The organism is Collinsella sp. AF20-14LB, assembly GCF_003459505.1.
Classification (GTDB): domain Bacteria; phylum Actinomycetota; class Coriobacteriia; order Coriobacteriales; family Coriobacteriaceae; genus Collinsella.
The window spans coordinates 131,554-148,283 of record NZ_QRWD01000001.1 but is presented as its reverse complement, the minus strand read 5'-3'; the positions used below and the strand labels follow the sequence as shown (position 1 = coordinate 148,283).

Below are 16,730 nucleotides of genomic sequence, written 5' to 3'. Positions count from 1 at the left end.
CGTGCGTTTTGCGTTTGTCACTATAAGATGATTACTTGCATTTAACGTAATTCGATGTTCTTGAGGGTAGGGGATTTCTTTGGGTCGTTCTGCGGATATGACGCCGCCTTTGCGTTGGCGGTTGGGTGTTGCCGGCGGTGTGGCGTTGGCCGTGCTGCTTGTTGACCAGGTGACCAAGCTTGCGGTTCGTGCCGTGGGCGATGCTCTCCATGTGACTGTTATCCCCGGTGTGATTGACTTCCTTTTCGTGCGCAACATCGGTGCTGCCTTTAGCATGGGCGAGGGGCATGGTGTTGCGTTCGCTTTGCTGGCGCTTGCGGTCATTGTCGCCATTGCCGTGTACTTGCTTCGCACGCCCCAGCTTGCTCGCTTGGAGGTGGTGGGCATGGCTATGGTCGCGGGTGGCGCCATTGGCAACGCTATCGATCGTTTGGCCTTTGGCTTCGTGACTGATTTTATTGCCACCACCTTCATCGACTTCCCCGTCTTCAATGTGGCCGATATCGGCATCACCGTAGGCGTCGTGCTTGCCCTCTTTGGCTACATGTTCTTGAGCCCCGCGGCCCGTGAGGTCGATGCGACCGCCGAGCTTAACGCTCGTGACGAGGCCCGCGCCAAGCGCAAAGCCAAGCAGCGTGGGGAGCGTGCCCGCAAGATTCGCGAAAGGAATGAGCGCTAATGGCCGACATCCATATCCTTGTTGCCGACGATGCCGCTGGTCAGCGCCTTGACGCCTATCTGGGCGCCAATGACGGCTGCCCTACGCGCTCTGCCTGCGCGCATCTGATCGAGGGCGGCGCCGTAATCGTGAACGGCGAGACCTGTTTGTCAAAAAAGTATGCCGTACGCGCCGGTGACCGCATCTCGGTTGACCTGCCCGAGCCTCACGATCCGACTGACGTGATTCCCGAGGCCATTCCCCTCGATATCCGCTACGAGGACGATTACCTCATCGTGCTTTCCAAGCAGCGCGGCCTGGTGTGCCATCCTGCGCATGGTCATGAGAGCGGTACGCTCGCGAATGCCCTGGTCTATCACTGCGGTATCGACCATCTGGGCACCGTGCAGGGTGAGGACCGCCCCGGCATCGTGCATCGCCTGGATCGCGATACCTCGGGCCTTATGCTCGCGGCAAAAGACGACGACACCCAGCGCGCGCTTCAAAATCTCATCCGTACGCGTACGCTCGACCGCCGCTACATTACGCTCGTTCACGGACACATCGCCATGGACGAGGGCACTATCAACACCGGTATTGCCCGCTCAACGCGCGACCGCGTGAAGATGGCGGTTTCTGATGACCCCTTTGCGCGCCAGGCCATCACGACCTTCAAGGTGCTCGAGCGCTTTGATTCCACGCGTTTCGACGACGGCTACACGCTCGTCGAGTGCCACCTTTTTACCGGCCGCACGCATCAGATTCGTGTGCACATGCGCCATATCAACCACGCTTGCGTGGGCGATCCGCTCTACGGTAAGTGCGATGCGCGTGCCGATCAGGGTCTGACTAGGCAATTCCTCCATTCTTGGCGCGTGGCGTTCGATCATCCCGTGACGGGAGAGCGCATTGAGTGCCGCGACGAGCTGCCGTGGGATCTCGCCGCCGTCCTCGACGACTTAGCCCCGCGTTCGCTTGGTCGCACTGCTGCCGGCGACGAGATCGTTCCTCAGCTCGGTCTTCTCGAAGCCTAGTCGGTATTAGGTGGTTTCTTGAACGCCCCTAGCCTGCGGTAAGATATACGGTTGTTTACGTAACGCGTTCCTGGGAGCCTGCATGCTCGCCTTTTTACAAACCAACACACCCATCGTGATCTTCAACCAGATTGTCGTCACGCTGCTCACGGTCTGCTTCTTGTACCAGGTGGTCTTCTTTGTCATCGGTGCTCTCCGCGGCGAGGTCGCGCCTCCCAAGGCCAAAAAACTCCACCGGTATGCCTTCTTTATTGCAGCACACAACGAGGAGACCGTTATCGCCAACCTCGTTCGCTCCATCAAGGACCAGGATTATCCGTCCGAGCTCATCGAGGTCTTCGTGGTCGCCGATGCCTGCACCGATAACACTGCGCAGCTCGCGCGCGAGGCGGGCGCTGTCGTGTACGAGCGAAACGACCTGGCCCGTAAAGGCAAGAGCTGGGTCATGGACTTTGGTTTCGACCGTATCCTTAACGAGTATCCCGACACCTTTGAAGGTTACTTTATCTTCGATGCCGATAATGTTATCGCCCGCGATTATGTGTCCAAGATGAATGATGCCTTTGACCAGGGCTTCCATGTGGTCACGAGCTATCGTAACTCCAAGAACTTCGGAAGCTCGTGGATCTCGGCAGCGAATGCCACTTGGTATCTGCGCGAGGCGCGTTTCCTCAACAACGCGCGCAACATCTGCAAGACGTCCTGCGCCGTATCGGGTTCGGGCTACCTTATCTCGGCTAGCGTTATTGAGGGCATGCACGGCTGGCAGTTCCATACGCTGACCGAGGATATTCAGTTCACCACGTTCTGCGCTATTCACGGCATTCGTATTGGCTATGCGCCGGCGGAGTTTTTTGACGAGCAGCCCGTGACGTTTAAGGCGTCCTGGAAGCAACGTATGCGTTGGACCAAGGGCTTCTACCAGGTGTTCTTTACCTACGGTAAGCATCTGGTCAAATCGACGTTCCGCTATCATCGCTTTGCCGCATATGACATGTTTATGACCATCGCTCCGGGCATGCTGCTGTCCCTGATCTCCATGCTCGCCAACGCTACCTTTCTCATCGTGGGCGGGCTTTCGCATGGCTTCTTGGCCACCGAGGTCGAGATGCAGGCTTGTGCCGCCTCGCTCATTATGACCTTCGCGATGATGTACCAGACCTTCTTTATCCTGGCGCTACTTACGACCATCTTTGAGTACAAGCACATTCATTGTGCGCAAAAGTGGCGCCTGGTGACCAACCTGTTTACCTTCCCGATCTTTATGTTCAGCTATATCCCCATCACGGTGGCAGCGCTGTTCCTAAAGGTCGACTGGGTCCCGACGCAGCACGCCGTCAACGTTACCCTCGACGAGGTCATGCAAGGCGCCAAATAACCACCATCAAAACCACCACAAAGGTGCCTGTACCTTTGTGGTGGTTTTTGCTTTTGAGCAGCTGTTCATGGAGGTGCACGATGGTCTATATCCCGTTTTGGATTTGTATCTTTGCCGGCGCGGTGATTGATGCCCGTGAGCGGCGGTTTCCCAATCAGCTTGCCGGCGCGTGTGCGGTGGCGGCGCTTGCAGGCGTTTGGCTCGACAAGGGTGTTAACACGGCGTTTGACCACGCCGGTCTTGCGGTCATCGTCTACCTTGCCCTTGTGCTTACTGAGTCACTCTGGCGTCGTGTTCGCCACGTCCCTGGCATTGGCATGGGGGACGCCAAGGCGCTCTTCGCGCTTTGCACGCTCGACCCTATGGGCGGCATCGTGGCATTTGCCGTCGCGCTCCTGGCCCTTGCCCTCTCCTGCCTCTTCACAAAATCGCGCTCCCTGCCTTTGCTGCCGTTTTTGGTGCCGATTTTTGCCATAATCGAGGTCGTGGGCTGCACATTGTAACCGATTGCGCATCCTTCTTAAGGAGCATGCCATGGCATCTAATCAAGAAACGGCCGTCATTAAGGCGCGCATGGACCGTATTCCCTCGGCGTTATCGCCCGAACTTGTCGAGCGCATTGCCGCAGATCGTGCTTCGGGCTATGTCAACCCGTACCGTTGCGACGATGACCAGGTCATCCGTCGCGTTGATCGAGCCGCAGACGAGGGCACGCTCATGCGTCCGGCGTTTATGCGCGATACCGAAAAGATTCTTCATCTTCCTGCGTACACGCGTTATGCAGGCAAAACGCAGGTCTTTAGCTTTCGCAGCAACGACGACCTGTCGCGGCGCGGCCTTCATGTGCAGCTTGTCTCGCGCATTGCCCGCGATATCGGCCGTGCCCTGGGCCTCAACTGCGATTTGATCGAGGCGATTGGCCTGGGCCACGATTTGGGCCACACGCCCTTTGGCCATGCCGGCGAGCGTTTCCTCAACGATATCTATCACGAGCGTACGGGTCGTTATTTTTTCCATAACGTGCAGTCCGTCCGCGTGCTCGACGCGCTGTACGGCCGCAACGTGTCGCTCCAGACGCTCGACGGCGTGCTGTGCCATAACGGCGAGTACGAGCAGCGTGTCTTTGAACTCTCGGACATGGCGTCGTTTGACCAGTTCGACCGTACCGTCGAGGACTGCATTGCCAAGGGCTATGGCGCGATCGAGCACCTGCGCCCCATGACCCTCGAGGGCTGTGTGGTGCGTATCTCGGATATCCTCGCCTACGTCGGTCGTGATCGTCAGGACGCCATTGCGGCGGGCCTGCTGTCGCCCGACGCTTTTGACGATGGTCGGGGCGGCGCCTATAACAGCTGGATTCTCACGCACGCTTCCATCGATATCGTTGAGCATAGCTATGGCAAACCGCGTATCGAGATGAGCGAGGACCTGTTTGAGGAGATCCGCCGGGCGAAGCGCGAGAACTACGAGAAGATCTATAGCAAGGGCGGTATCGAAGGCGATTCCGAGGCAGAGTTGCGTGAGGCCTTCGAAAAGCTCTACGACCGTTGCCTGCAGGATCTAAATAAAGGCGACGAGTTCTCTTACATCTTTAAGCATCATGTTTCGCGCATTGAGCAGCAGCTTTCCTACTACGATCGCACCTATGCCTGGCAGGACGACAAGGATCAGGCCGTCGTCGATTACATCGCAAGCATGACGGATGGTTATTTCTGCGAGCTGACGAGCAAATTGTTCCCAGGTCTAAAGTTTCCGCACCGCACCTATATTAACGAACGGTAGTTCGTATCCTTTCGGTATACTGTTGGTCAACAACGATTTTGATTAATGCACGGGATGGCTATGGACGACCTTTTTTCTGCTTCGACGCGCGAGCGCTCCTTTAAAAATGCGCCGCTTGCGGTGCGTATGCGCCCCAATTCGCTCGACGAGTATGTGGGCCAGCACAAGGCCGTCGGTAAGGGCTCGTGGCTGCGCGCCGCGATTGAGCATGACGTGCTGTCGAGCGTGATTCTGTACGGCCCGGCTGGCACGGGCAAGACGACGCTGGCCCATATTATCGCCAACCATACCAAGAGTGAGTTTGTCGAGGTCAGCGCCGTGACGGGCACCGTGAAGGACCTGCGTCGCGTGATCGACGAGGCAAAGACGCGCCTGAATACGTATGACCGCCGTACCATCTTGTTCATCGACGAGATTCACCGTTTTTCGAAGTCGCAGCAGGATGCGCTTTTGCATGCGGTTGAGAACCGTACCGTCATTATGATTGGCGCCACGACCGAGAACCCGTACTTCGAGGTCAACTCCGCACTGTTGTCGCGTGGGCGCGTGGTAGAGCTTGATCACCTGAAGGACGAGGATATCGCCACGCTCATTGAGCGTGCGCTCGAGGCGCCGCAGGGTTTGGGCGGCAAGTTCTCGGCCGATGAGGATACGGTTAAGACCATCTGCACGCTGGCTGCGGGCGATGCACGCTCGGCTCTGACGACGCTCGAGCTGGCAAGTGAGATCGCCGTGACGCGCCCTGATACCGAGGGTACGCCTGCACCGACGGCGGGGGAGCGCTATCCCATTACCGTGGATGACGTAAAGATTGCCAATCCGCGTCGTGGCTTTACCTATGACAAAAACGGTGACATGCACTACGACATCATTAGTGCGTTTATTAAGTCCATGCGCGGCAGCGACCCCGATGCCACCATCTATTGGCTTGCGCGCATGATCGATGCGGGGGAGGACCCCAAGTTTATCGCCCGCCGCATTATGATTCAGGCTTCTGAGGACGTTGGCAACGCCGATCCGCAGGCACTTTTGGTGGCGCATGCTGCCTTTAAATCTGCTGAAGTTATTGGCTATCCTGAATGTCGCATTAACCTGGCACAAGCTGCGCTCTATGTGTGCTTGGCGCCTAAGTCCAATGCGTGCGAGGCCTCGATCGATGCGGCGCTAGCCGATATTCATTCTAGTGGGCTTCGCGAGGTGCCGAGTTATCTGCGCGATCGCCATCGCCCTGGTAGCGATGAATACGGTGTGTATAAGTATCCGCACGATTATCCCGAAGGCTGGGTCGATCAGCGCTATTTGCCCGAGGGGTTGGAGCGCGGCGCGTTCTGGCAGCCTGCCGGCCGCGGTTGGGAAGAGTGGCGTGTGGAGCAAAGCGAGCGCGACCGTAGCGGCAACGCTCCCAAGTAGGCCATTGGCGCCTCGCGCATTCCCTTTGGGTATCTTTGCCCTTCTTTGGGGTACCATGAAAAACGTCTGTATTTCGATTCCTTCGGGAGGCTTGCATGAGTCCCATTCAAATCGCCCTGCTGGTGCTCGCCGTTGCCGGCGTGTGGGCTGTTGTCGAGCTCGCGCTCACGCTGCGCAAGACTCGCACCGTCGTCGACTCGCTCGACAAGACGGTGAGTGACCTTAACAATACGCTCGCCGAGGCACAGCCTGTGGTGGCAAAGCTCGATGGCGCTGTCGATGAGCTCACCCCCGCGCTGGCACAGGTTGAGCCGCTCCTCAAGTCGAGCAAGACTGCCGTTGATGCTCTGACGTCTAACCTCGTTGAGGTTGAGGCGGTCGTTCGCGACATCTCCGAGGTCACGGGCAGCGTGGCCGAGGCCAGCAATGCCGTATCGAGCGTGACTGATTCTGCTGCTGGCGCCGTGCAGAAGCTCTTCAATAAGGTGAAGGCTCCTGCAGCCGACGCCGATCGTAAGCTAGCCGCTGCCGCCGCCGAGGCCGAGCAGCCTACCGAGCGCGTTCTGATCGGTGAGGCCGAGGACGAGGCCGCCGATGGTGCGGATGCGGCTCAGAAGCCCGCAGCCAAGCCGGCTCAGTATTACACCTATACGCCCGCCGAGTCCTCTGAGGAGTCCTGCGATGAGTAGCGAAGCAACCTGCCCCATTACGCTGAGCGTTGCCGGTGATCCGCGTCTCGCGCGCTTGGTGCGCATGACGGCCGCCAACGTCGGCGCCCTGTGCTCTATGTCCGTCGATCGCATCGAGGATATTCGTATGGCTGCCGAAGAAGCCTTCATCTTTGGCTGCACGGCTGTTGATTCCGACGATATCTCGATCAAATTCGATGTCGACGAATCGCATGTGGGCATGACCTTTACCTTTGGCGACCAGGCGACTGTCGATGAGGATGACCAGGCTGCCGTGTATGCCGAGCTCATTTTGGCGAGTGTGTGCGATTCCTACGAAAAGACTGCGGCGCCCCTGACGCTTTCCCTCGATCTCAAGGCGGATATCTAATATGACCGAACGTTCCCGGAGCGGCAAGACCGCTTGGGACAAGGAGAAAACCCGCGAGCTGTTTCGTCGCTACAAGGAGACCGGTGATCCGGACGCCCGCGAGCAGCTCGTCATGTCCCATATGAACCTGGTAAGGTTCCTTGCCAACAAATTTAAGAATCGCGGTGAGCCGCTCGACGACCTCATGCAGGTCGGCTATCTGGGCCTGCTCAAGGCAATCGACCGCTTTGACCCTGAGCGCGGACTCGAGTTCACCACGTTTGCCACGCCCACCATCTTGGGCGAGATCAAGCGTCACTTCCGTGACAAGGGCTGGAGTGTGCGCGTGCCGCGTCGACTGCAGGAGCTCTCGGCCAAGGTTAACCAGGCCACCGACAAGCTCACCAACGAGCTTCAGCGTTCGCCCAAGGTTGAGGAAATCGCCGATTACCTTGGCGTAACCGTCGACGAGGTGCTCGAAGCCATGGAATCGTCCTCGGCCTACACCTCGGTGCCCATCGAGGCCCCCGGTGCGTCCGATTCCGATGATGCGCCTTCGATTCTCGATCGCTATGCCGACGACGACAACGAGCTCGACTTTACCGATGACCGCCTGGTAATCGAGGAAGCTATCCGCGATTTCTCGCCGCGCGAGCGCGAGGTTATCGAGCTGCGCTTCGTTAAGGGCATGACCCAGATCGAGATTGCCAAGAAGCTTGGCATCTCGCAGGTGCAGGTCTCGCGCCTGCTGCGCCGCACGCTTAAGAAGATTCAAGATAAGATTGATCCCGACGGAGTGATGGTTCGTTCATGAGTGAGCACCCCCAACAAATCGACCGCACGCTTCGCGATACCCGCATTCTGACGCTGCGCATTTGGGGCGTCGTCGGCTGCATTGTCATCGCTGCCGTCATCTTTAACCTTATGGGCATCCTGGCACCGGTCATCGAGTTTCTCGCTGTCGGTTCCATCATCGCTTTTGTGATGTCTCCGATCACCAACTGGCTCGAGCATCACGGTGTCGGACGTGGCCTCGGTTCGCTCATCGCACTCATTGTGGTTGTTGCCGTGCTCGTCGGCGTCGTCTGCATCCTATCGCCTATTTTGCTCGGTCAAATCATGGAAGTCCTGAGCCGCCTGCCCGAGCAGCTTCGTGTTGCGGGTGGCGATCTCAACGAGATGCTCTCGCACGCTAAGACGCTCAACAACACGCCGCTCAAGGAGTATCTGGACGACAATCTTTCTTCGTTGGTTACCGTAGCGTCTAAGTACGTCTCGCAAATCGCTGCTGAGCTCGGCCGCGGTGTGTTTCCGCTCATTACCAACACGGCCTCGCAGCTGTTCGTCATCTTCCTGGGTCTGGTGCTTGCCTACTGGCTTGCCTGCGATTATCCCCGCATGCACCACGAGGTCTGCACCATCATCGGGCAGGAAAAGGAGACCTCGTACCGCTTTATGGTGGCCATCCTTTCGCGTTCGGTCGGCGGCTACATGCGTGGCATGGTCATCACATCGATCTGTGGCGGTTTTCTTGCCTTTATTGGTTTTACGATCATCGGCCATCCGTATGCAGCACTCATGGCTATCTTTACCGGCATTATGCACCTGGTTCCGGTTGTCGGTCCCTGGGTGAGTGCGGCGATCGCCACGGTGCTCGGCTTTATGTTCAGCCCCATGCTGGCGTTGTGGACGCTTGTCGTGACCATGGTGGCTCAAAACGTCACCGATAATGTCATTTCGCCTAAGGTCATGAAGAGCTCGGTGCAGGTGCATCCCGTTATGAGCCTGACGGCTCTCGTTATCGGTTCGGCACTCATGGGTCCCATCGGCATGGTTATCGCCATTCCGCTGTGCGCGGCCCTCAAGGGCATTTTCGTCTACTACTTTGAGAACGAGACCGGTCGCCAGCTTGTGGCATACGACGGCGCCGTGTTTAAGGGCACACCGTACCGCGATGCCGATGGCAACCCGGTCGCCGCCTACGACGCGCTTGGCGACGACACCTTCATCTACGAGTCCGAGCTCATCGGCAACGAGACTGCGCCCGAGGCCAAGGCCATGCCCAAGCCGGAGCTCGATAATCCCTGGATCAAGCTCTCGGGTCTTCAGCCCGACGCGACAGGTTTTTTCAAGAACCCCTTCGCCAAGGATAACGATTCCAACACGGATGACGACACCAAAACCGGCATCGACGGCTCCATGGACGATTCAGATTCTAAATAGGTCCTATTAACGTTTCTTGAAGTTATAAATGACAAGAAACGCGAGCAAAGCGATTGATAAGGGGCCGGTTACATAGAAAAAGAGAACGTCAATTGCGCGTAGAGTGAAATATGCCTTATCGCCGGACATTACTGCATACAATACGTAACCAAATGCTGGTTGGTTTGCGTACCAGCAGGAGAAGGCCAAGAGCGCTAAAAGTGCTACTACCAGAAGTGCATTCAGGACAAATCGTTTGCTTTTCATCGATCGCTCCTTCCGGGTGAGTCTTATATGTATTTTACTAAAAACATTTTTTAAAAGGATTGCTTAGTCCTAAATAACGTGCACTTTCGCTGGAGGGTCGCTGTTTGGCGACCCTCTTTTTTGCACAGGCGCGGCGGGATGGTAATATCGTTACGTTTGAACTGTTTCGATGTGAAACCGAGGAGATTCCCTCTATGAGTGCTGACTACCCGTCAATGACTACGGCCGAGATTCGCTCTAAGTTCCTCAACTTCTTTGAGGAGCGCGGTCTTAAGCTCTATCCTTCTTCGTCCCTCGTCCCCGACGATCCTTCGCTGCTGCTTGCCAACGCCGGCATGAATCAGTTTAAGGAGTATTACCAGGGCAAGAAGACCATGAAGGAGATCGGCGCAATCTCCTGCCAGAAGTGCGTCCGCACCAACGACATCGATTGCATCGGTGAGGACGGCCGTCACCTGTCCTTCTTTGAGATGCTCGGCGACTTCTCCTTTGGCGGCGTCTCAAAGCAGCAGGCCTGCGCTTGGGCCTTTGAGCTCATCACCAAGGAGTTTAAGCTGCCGCTCGATCGCCTGTACTTCACCGTCTTTACCGAGGACGACGAGACCCATGACGTATGGCGCTCCCTGGGCGTTGCCGAGGACCACATCTCCCGCTTGGGCGAGGACGACAACTTCTGGGCCGCTGGCCCCACCGGTCCCTGCGGTCCGTGCTCCGAGATCTACTTTGACATGGGCGAGGAGGTCGGTTGCGGCAGCCCCGACTGCAAGCCCGGCTGCGACTGCGACCGCTTCTTGGAGTTCTGGAATCTCGTCTTTACCCAGTACGACCGCCAGGAGGACGGCTCCATGCCGGAGCTGCCGCACCGCAACCTCGATACGGGCATGGGTCTGGAGCGCATGGCCGCCATCATGCAGCACAAGACCGCTAACTACGACGGCGATCTGATGCAGCACCTCATCAAGCTCGGTGAGGAGATCAGCGGCAAGACCTATGACGCCGATGATTACTCCGGTGCCAGCCGCTCCCTGCGCATCATCGCCGACCACTCCCGTGCCGTCGACTTTATGATCTCCGACGGCATCCTGCCCGGTAACGAGGGTCGCGAGTACGTCCTTCGCCGCCTGCTCCGCCGTGCCGTGTTCCACGGTCGCCTGCTGGGCATCGAGGGCGCCTTCCTGACCAAGTTTATCGACGAGGTCAACGCCCAGATGGGCGAGGCCTATCCCGAGCTGCTCAAGAACGTCGCGCTCGTTAAGGGCATCGTCGCCTCCGAGGAGGAGCGTTTCTCAACGACGCTCGACAACGGCCGCGTTTACCTGGACGAGGCCCTGGCCGCGCTCGCCGACGGCGCTGTCCTTCCGGGCGATGTTGCCTTTAAGCTTCACGACACCTTTGGTTTCCCCATTGATCTGACTGTCGAGATCGCCGGCGCCGCCGGTCACGACGTCGACATGGACGGCTTTACCGCCTGCATGGAGGACCAGAAGGCCCGCGCCCGCGCCAACGCCAAGGGCGATGCCTGGGGCAGCTTCAATGACGTGTGGGTCGAGCTTTCGGACAAGGTCGCTGCGACCGAGTTCGACGGCTATGACAACGACGTCATCGAGGGCGCCAAGGTTGTCGCTATCGTTCGCAACGGTGAGTCCGTTGAGTCCGCTGCCGCGGGCGAGGATGTCGAGGTCGTGCTCGACCACACTCCGTTCTATGCCGAGATGGGCGGCCAGCAGGGTGACGCCGGTGAGCTTTCCGCCGAGGGCGTTGCGCTGACCGTTTCCGATACCAAGAACCACAACGGCCTGTATGCTCACGTCGCCCACGTCACCGAGGGTACGCTGACCGTCGGTACTACCGTGACCGCCGCGCTCGACGCCGAGCGCCGTGGCTTCCTGCGTCGCAACCACACCGCCACGCACCTGCTCGACGCCGCGCTTAAGCAGGTCCTGGGCGAGCATGTCTCCCAGGCTGGCTCGCTGGTGACGCCCGAGCACCTGCGCTTTGACTTCACGCACTTCGAGGCCCTGTCCTCCGAGCAGCTCAAGGCTGTCGAGGACCTGGTTAACCAGCAGATCTTCGCCTCCAAGCCGGTCGTGACCCGCGTCATGGGCATCGACGAGGCCAAGGCCGCCGGTGCTGTCGCCCTGTTTGGCGAGAAGTATGGCGACGTCGTCCGCGTTGTCTCCGTGGGCGCCGAGGACCAGCCGTTCTCCCGTGAGCTCTGCGGTGGCACCCATGCCGCCAACACCGCCGAGATCGGCCTGTTCAAGATCATTTCCGAGTCCTCTACGGGCTCCAACGTCCGCCGTATTGAGGCCGTGACCTCTAAGGGTGCTCTCGACTACATGGCCGACCGTCTGGCGCTCGTCGACGCCGCTGCTGCTGCGCTCAAGTGCCGCGTGGATGAGGTTCCCGCCCGCGTGGAGAACCTGCAGGCCGAGCTGCGCGAGACTTCCAACAAGCTCAAGAAGGCACTGACCGGTGGCTCCTCCGACGCTATCTCCAGCGCCATCGAGGGCGCCGTCGAGCTCGACGGCTACAAGCTCGTCGTCGCTGAGCTCCAGGGCCTTGAGGCTGCCGACCTGCGCAACGTCTGGGATACCGTGCACCAGAAGGTCGCCGGTCCTGTCGCCTGCGTCGTCGCCAGCGTGACCGAGAAGGGCACCCCGGCCCTGCTCGCCGCCGGCTCCGATGACGCCGTCAAGGCCGGTTTCCACGCCGGTAACGTGATCAAGCAGATCGCGGGCCTGGTCGACGGTCGCGGTGGCGGCCGTCCCAACATGGCCCAGGCCGGTGGCAAGAACGCCGCCGGCATCGCCGATGCCCTCGCGGCCGCTAAGACCGCGCTCGGCGCCTAAGAATCTAGGTAGTCGCTGTGGTCGCGCTTGCGCTGGACATAGGGGAGACCAGGATCGGCATCGCCGTCTCGAGCCGTGATGGCAAGATGGCGATGCCTGTCAAGGTGCTCCCGGCTGCAGAGGTCACCGGTATGGCCAAGACGTTCCGCTACCTGGTTGAGGACTATGAGCCCGATATCCTGGTAAGTGGGCGTCCCCTGACCATGGCCGGTGAGCCCGGTCCCCAGGCCGAGCGCGTTGCCGCTGTTGCGCAAAAGATTGCCGACGAGCTCGATCTTCCGTTGGAGTTTGAGGACGAGCGCCTGTCCTCGCAAGAGGCAAAGCGTATCCTGCGCGAGCAGGGCCTCAACGAAAAGCAGATGAGGGGCAAGATTGACATGATTGCCGCCAGCCTGTTTTTGCAGACGTGGCTTGATCGTAAAAACGAGGAGGTTTCGCATGCCTAGCGCTTCCGATCCGCGCCAGCCGAATTGTACACGTCAGTCGGCGTCGCGCCCTGCCCAGCCTGGCCAGCGTCCGGCACAGCCGACCCAGCGCGCAGCTCAGTCTGCCGCGCGCCCGGTGCAGTCCTCCTCTCGTTCGGCCCAACCTGTTCAACGGACGGGTCAGCAGCCTTCTGCTCGTTCGGTTCAGTATCCGGCTTCTCACGCGGCTCAGCAGCCCACTGCTCGTTCGGCTCAGCCTGCAGGCGGTGCTCGCTTTAAGCAACAGGCACCTACCCAGCGAACGCAGGCCCCCCAATCGCATTCGCATCACGCTCGCGGGTCGCATGGCGTTGCTCCGGCGACTCGCTCGAGCTACAACACGCATGCTCGTCGCGGTGCTCAAAAGAAGAGTTCTCCGGTTCCTATGATCATCGGCGTTGTGGTGGCCGTAATCGCGCTTGCTACTATCGCTTTCTTTGTCGTACCTGCCGTTAAGGGCTTCTTTGCCGGTGAGGATGCGAAAGTCGCTGCTGGCCAGCAAGTTACGGTGACCATTCCCGACGGTGCTTCGGGCGATACGATCGCCTCGATTCTCTCCGAGAACCATATCGTCGAAAATCCCAAGGATTACTACGCGGCGGTGAAAAAGCTTAACGCCGATATGTCGCTTAAGCCTGGCACCTACTCGTTCACCACACTCATGGATGCGACCAAGGTTGTTCAGCAGCTCATGGAAGGCCCCAACGCGGGCTCCAATGCGCTGACTATCCCTGAGGGTCTGACAGTCGATCAAGTCGCCGACCGCGTGGCCCAGGCCTACGACAGCATCTCTAAGGAAGACTTCCTCAACCAGGCCAAGGCCTCCAACTACGTGGACGACTATAGCTTCCTTAAGGGAGCCGCCAACGACTCGCTCGAGGGTTTCTTGTTCCCCAAGACCTATTCGTTGGGTGATTCGCCGACGGCCGATGACGTGATTCGCGCCATGCTCGATCAGTTTAAGACCGAGTACAAGTCGCTTGACTTTGCGAGCTGCGAAGCCAAGATCAAGGAGCGCTACGGTGTGGAGATGTCCGACTACGACATCGTCAACTTGGCCTCTATCGTTGAGCGCGAGGGCCTCAACGCCGATCAACGTGCACACGTGGCCTCGGTCTTCTACAACCGCCTTGCCGGCAAGCTCGACGGTCTGCGCTATCTCAACAGCGATGCGACCATGATGTATGTCACCGGTGGCGAGGTTACCGCCGACGACCTGCAGAGCGATAGCCCGTATAACACCTATAAGCACGAGGGCCTGCCACCCACGCCCATCTGCTCTCCGTCGCTCGAGGCACTCAAGGCCACGCTTGAGCCAACCGACTCCGATGACCTGTATTTCTACATTACGCAGGACGAGGAGTACTTCTCGCAAACCTACGAAGAGCATCAACTGTCTTGGAATTAGCATGAGGATTTTTAGCCCCAAACGATACGTTGCCTCGGTCGATTGCATCGACCTTGATACCCTCTGGGCCGACGGCAAACGCGCCATTCTGCTCGATCGCGATAACACTCTGGTTCCGCGCGACACCGAGCAGGTTCCCGCCGCGGTTTCCGCTTGGCTCGATACCGCCCGCGCCAAAGGCTTTAAGCTGTGCATGGTGTCCAACAACTGGCATCGCGATCAGGTCATGAGCTCTGCACGCGAGCTGGGACTCGAGGCCATCAGCCACGCCATGAAGCCCGCCCCGTTTGCCTTGAAGGCGGGTCTTAAGCGCCTTGGCGCCACGGCAGACGAGGCGGTGCTGATCGGCGATCAGCTGTACACGGACGTGTGGAGCGGTAACTTTGCCGGCGTTGACACTATTCTGGTCAAGCCGCAGGCAACCCAGGACCTGTGGTACACGCAGATCTTCCGTATCTTTGAGCGCCGGGCCCTGCGCGACCTTCCCTGCGAGGAATAGGTTTCGCCATGTCTCAGCACATCAAACACGGCTGCGACCATATCTTCTTTATCGGCTTTTTGGGCGCGGGCAAATCGACGCTCGCGCGCAACGTCGGCACTATGTTCAAGCGGCGTTTTATCGATACCGATCGTTTGGTTGTGCGTCGATGTGGCAAGTCGGTGACCGAGATATTTGAGACCGAGGGCGAGGATCGTTTTCGCGAGCTTGAGACCTCGGCACTCCGTTCGCTTCAAAGCGAGCGCAGCCTGCTGGTGTCGTGCGGGGGTGGCATCGTCGAGACGCCGGTGAACATTGAGCTGATGCACGAGATGGGTACCTGTGTGTACCTCGAAGGCGACTTTGAGGACTCGTTGCGCCAGATTCGCCGCTCCGATACCCGGCCCGATTTCCGCTCGCCCGAGCACGCTGCGCGCCTGTTTGAGCATCGCCGTCCGCTGTATCGCCGGGCCGCCGATATTACCCTTGATATTCGCAACAAGTCCTTCGAGGACGTTTCCTACCTTTGTGCCGAGATGCTTTTGGAGCGTGGACTGCTATGATTCGCCGTCAACTTATCAATTTCCAAAACCGCAGCGTCGATGTCCGCGTCGGATTGGGCGCGTTCGAGGAGCTGCCGCGCATGTTTGCCTCGGCTGTGGGCAAGCCCAAGCGCGCGATGGTGGTTTGGAACGACGCTACATCCGAGCGTTTTGGCGAGGTTGTCGAGCATGCACTGGTTGACGCCGGTTTTGCCGTGTCGCTGCTCGTCCTCGAGGTTTCGCCTGCCGGTGCTACGCTTGCCGATGCCGATACCGTCTTTGGCGCCCTATCGGCTAACGGCATTACCTGCGACGATCTCGTTGTCGCCGTCGGCGATACGGCGACCTGCTCGGTCGTTTGCTGGTGTGCCAATCAGTGGTGCGGTCGCACCGAGTGCGCCTTGCTGCCGACGACGTTCGACGCCATGCTCACGGTCGCGACGACCATGAAGCCGCTCGTCGCCTCGTCGGCGCATGCGCTTCCCGCTATCGCGTTCCGTCCCGAGCCGGGCTTGGTCGTGTGTGACCTCGACCTTGTACGCGAGGCGGACCCCGAGGATCTCAAGCTCGGCTATGCGGTACTTGTTGGCACCATGCTTTCGAGCAGCAAGTCCCGCTGGAATCAGTTTACCGAGACCGTCCCCGAGATTCTCGCGGGCGAGGAGGTCGCGCTCGTCAATGCCGTTCAGTGGTCTCAGACTGCCCGCAAGGACGTACTGATGGCCACGAACCCGAGCGCCCGCCATGCGCTCGATTTTGGTAAGACGGGGGAGCGTACCCTGCGCGCCTGCTTGGGCGATGCCGCTTCGCAGGTCCCTGCCTACCAGCTGTTGTCCGAGGGCATGCGCTTTGAGGCACGCCTTGCTCACGATGCCTGCGACTTCGATATCGATTACGTCTTTGAGGTCGATGACTGCCTGGAGGACTTTGGTATCGAGGAGCTTGCCTTCGATCTGGAGCCTGCCGCATATATCGAGGAGTTCCGCAGGCAGCAGTTTGTTCGCTCGAACCGCAGCATGTTGCCGCTGCCCGCGGCGCTCGGCGCCATTCGTCTAACGAGCGTTGAGGACGAGGTTCTCGACCGCCATGCTCACGCATACTTGGCTTCTCGTAAAGAACTTCTCTAGGATTTATTGACATACATCGTCTTTCGTATCATGTTGAGGGGCGAGTTTCCAATCGGTTGCGAATCGCGCGCGATTCCGTACGCTGATTGA

Annotated in this window: 17 protein-coding genes; 16 read left to right on the top strand and 1 reads right to left on the bottom strand. The window is 59.0% G+C overall.

The features are described 5' to 3' along the window. Positions 1-109 precede the first annotated feature (109 nt). From lspA to DWX63_RS00630, 10 genes are all read left to right on the top strand, one after another. Positions 110-679: a signal peptidase II gene (lspA, locus tag DWX63_RS00675; protein WP_233514421.1), complete on the top strand. Its 570-nt coding sequence runs from the start codon at positions 110-112 to the stop codon at positions 677-679. Then, positions 679-1,692, top strand: a complete 1,014-nt coding sequence (locus DWX63_RS00670) for an RluA family pseudouridine synthase (protein WP_117629305.1) — start codon at positions 679-681, stop codon at positions 1,690-1,692. The genes lspA and DWX63_RS00670 overlap by 1 nt, the downstream gene beginning before the upstream one ends. A gap of 82 nt (positions 1,693-1,774) precedes the next feature. Continuing rightward, positions 1,775-3,070, top strand: a complete 1,296-nt coding sequence (locus DWX63_RS00665) for a glycosyltransferase family 2 protein (RefSeq protein ID WP_117842487.1) — start codon at positions 1,775-1,777, stop codon at positions 3,068-3,070. Between the two features lie 80 nt (positions 3,071-3,150). Then, positions 3,151-3,573: a prepilin peptidase gene (locus DWX63_RS00660; RefSeq protein WP_117790369.1), complete on the top strand. Its 423-nt coding sequence runs from the start codon at positions 3,151-3,153 to the stop codon at positions 3,571-3,573. A 31-nt stretch (positions 3,574-3,604) separates the two neighbouring features. After that, positions 3,605-4,852 (top strand): deoxyguanosinetriphosphate triphosphohydrolase family protein, encoded by a 1,248-nt coding sequence (locus DWX63_RS00655; RefSeq protein WP_117842486.1) that lies wholly within the window; start codon positions 3,605-3,607, stop codon positions 4,850-4,852. A 60-nt stretch (positions 4,853-4,912) separates the two neighbouring features. Beyond that, entirely contained in the window at positions 4,913-6,262 is a 1,350-nt protein-coding gene (locus DWX63_RS00650) for a replication-associated recombination protein A (RefSeq protein WP_199411049.1), read from the top strand. A gap of 95 nt (positions 6,263-6,357) precedes the next feature. After that, positions 6,358-6,951 carry a hypothetical protein gene (locus tag DWX63_RS00645; protein WP_117842484.1) on the top strand — a complete coding sequence of 198 codons (594 nt, stop codon included), beginning with the start codon at positions 6,358-6,360 and terminating at the stop codon, positions 6,949-6,951. Beyond that, on the top strand, positions 6,944-7,321 hold the full coding sequence (locus tag DWX63_RS00640; protein WP_117798324.1) for an ATP-binding protein: 378 nt from the start codon (positions 6,944-6,946) through the stop codon (positions 7,319-7,321). The genes DWX63_RS00645 and DWX63_RS00640 overlap by 8 nt, the downstream gene beginning before the upstream one ends. A gap of 1 nt (position 7,322) precedes the next feature. Further along, positions 7,323-8,114, top strand: a complete 792-nt coding sequence (locus tag DWX63_RS00635) for an RNA polymerase sigma factor SigF (protein WP_117842483.1) — start codon at positions 7,323-7,325, stop codon at positions 8,112-8,114. After that, a complete protein-coding gene (locus DWX63_RS00630) occupies positions 8,111-9,523 on the top strand; it encodes an AI-2E family transporter (protein WP_117842482.1) in 1,413 nt (470 codons plus the stop codon). The genes DWX63_RS00635 and DWX63_RS00630 overlap by 4 nt, the downstream gene beginning before the upstream one ends. A gap of 6 nt (positions 9,524-9,529) precedes the next feature. Here the strand turns inward: DWX63_RS00630 and DWX63_RS00625 are convergent, their stop codons facing one another. Then, a complete protein-coding gene (locus DWX63_RS00625; protein WP_117842481.1) occupies positions 9,530-9,769 on the bottom strand; it encodes a hypothetical protein in 240 nt (79 codons plus the stop codon). 194 nt (positions 9,770-9,963) lie between these two features. On the opposite strand from DWX63_RS00625, the gene alaS reads away from it, so the two are divergent. From alaS to DWX63_RS00595, 6 genes are read left to right on the top strand one after another with little or no spacing between them, the layout of a single operon-like run. Continuing rightward, positions 9,964-12,621, top strand: a complete 2,658-nt coding sequence (alaS, locus tag DWX63_RS00620; protein WP_117842480.1) for an alanine--tRNA ligase — start codon at positions 9,964-9,966, stop codon at positions 12,619-12,621. Positions 12,622-12,638: 17 nt separating this feature from the next. Beyond that, the gene (gene ruvX, locus DWX63_RS00615; RefSeq protein WP_035138185.1) at positions 12,639-13,067 is read left to right on the top strand and encodes a Holliday junction resolvase RuvX; all 429 of its coding nucleotides are present in this window, start codon (positions 12,639-12,641) and stop codon (positions 13,065-13,067) included. Further along, positions 13,060-14,493: an endolytic transglycosylase MltG gene (mltG, locus tag DWX63_RS00610; RefSeq protein WP_231500808.1), complete on the top strand. Its 1,434-nt coding sequence runs from the start codon at positions 13,060-13,062 to the stop codon at positions 14,491-14,493. Before ruvX ends, mltG begins: the two co-directional genes overlap by 8 nt. A 1-nt stretch (position 14,494) precedes the next feature. Continuing rightward, positions 14,495-14,992, top strand: a complete 498-nt coding sequence (locus tag DWX63_RS00605; RefSeq protein ID WP_117800222.1) for a YqeG family HAD IIIA-type phosphatase — start codon at positions 14,495-14,497, stop codon at positions 14,990-14,992. An 8-nt stretch (positions 14,993-15,000) separates the two neighbouring features. After that, positions 15,001-15,534: a shikimate kinase gene (locus tag DWX63_RS00600; protein WP_089571747.1), complete on the top strand. Its 534-nt coding sequence runs from the start codon at positions 15,001-15,003 to the stop codon at positions 15,532-15,534. Further along, positions 15,531-16,640 carry a hypothetical protein gene (locus tag DWX63_RS00595; protein ID WP_117842479.1) on the top strand — a complete coding sequence of 370 codons (1,110 nt, stop codon included), beginning with the start codon at positions 15,531-15,533 and terminating at the stop codon, positions 16,638-16,640. The genes DWX63_RS00600 and DWX63_RS00595 overlap by 4 nt, the downstream gene beginning before the upstream one ends. Positions 16,641-16,730 lie beyond the last annotated feature (90 nt).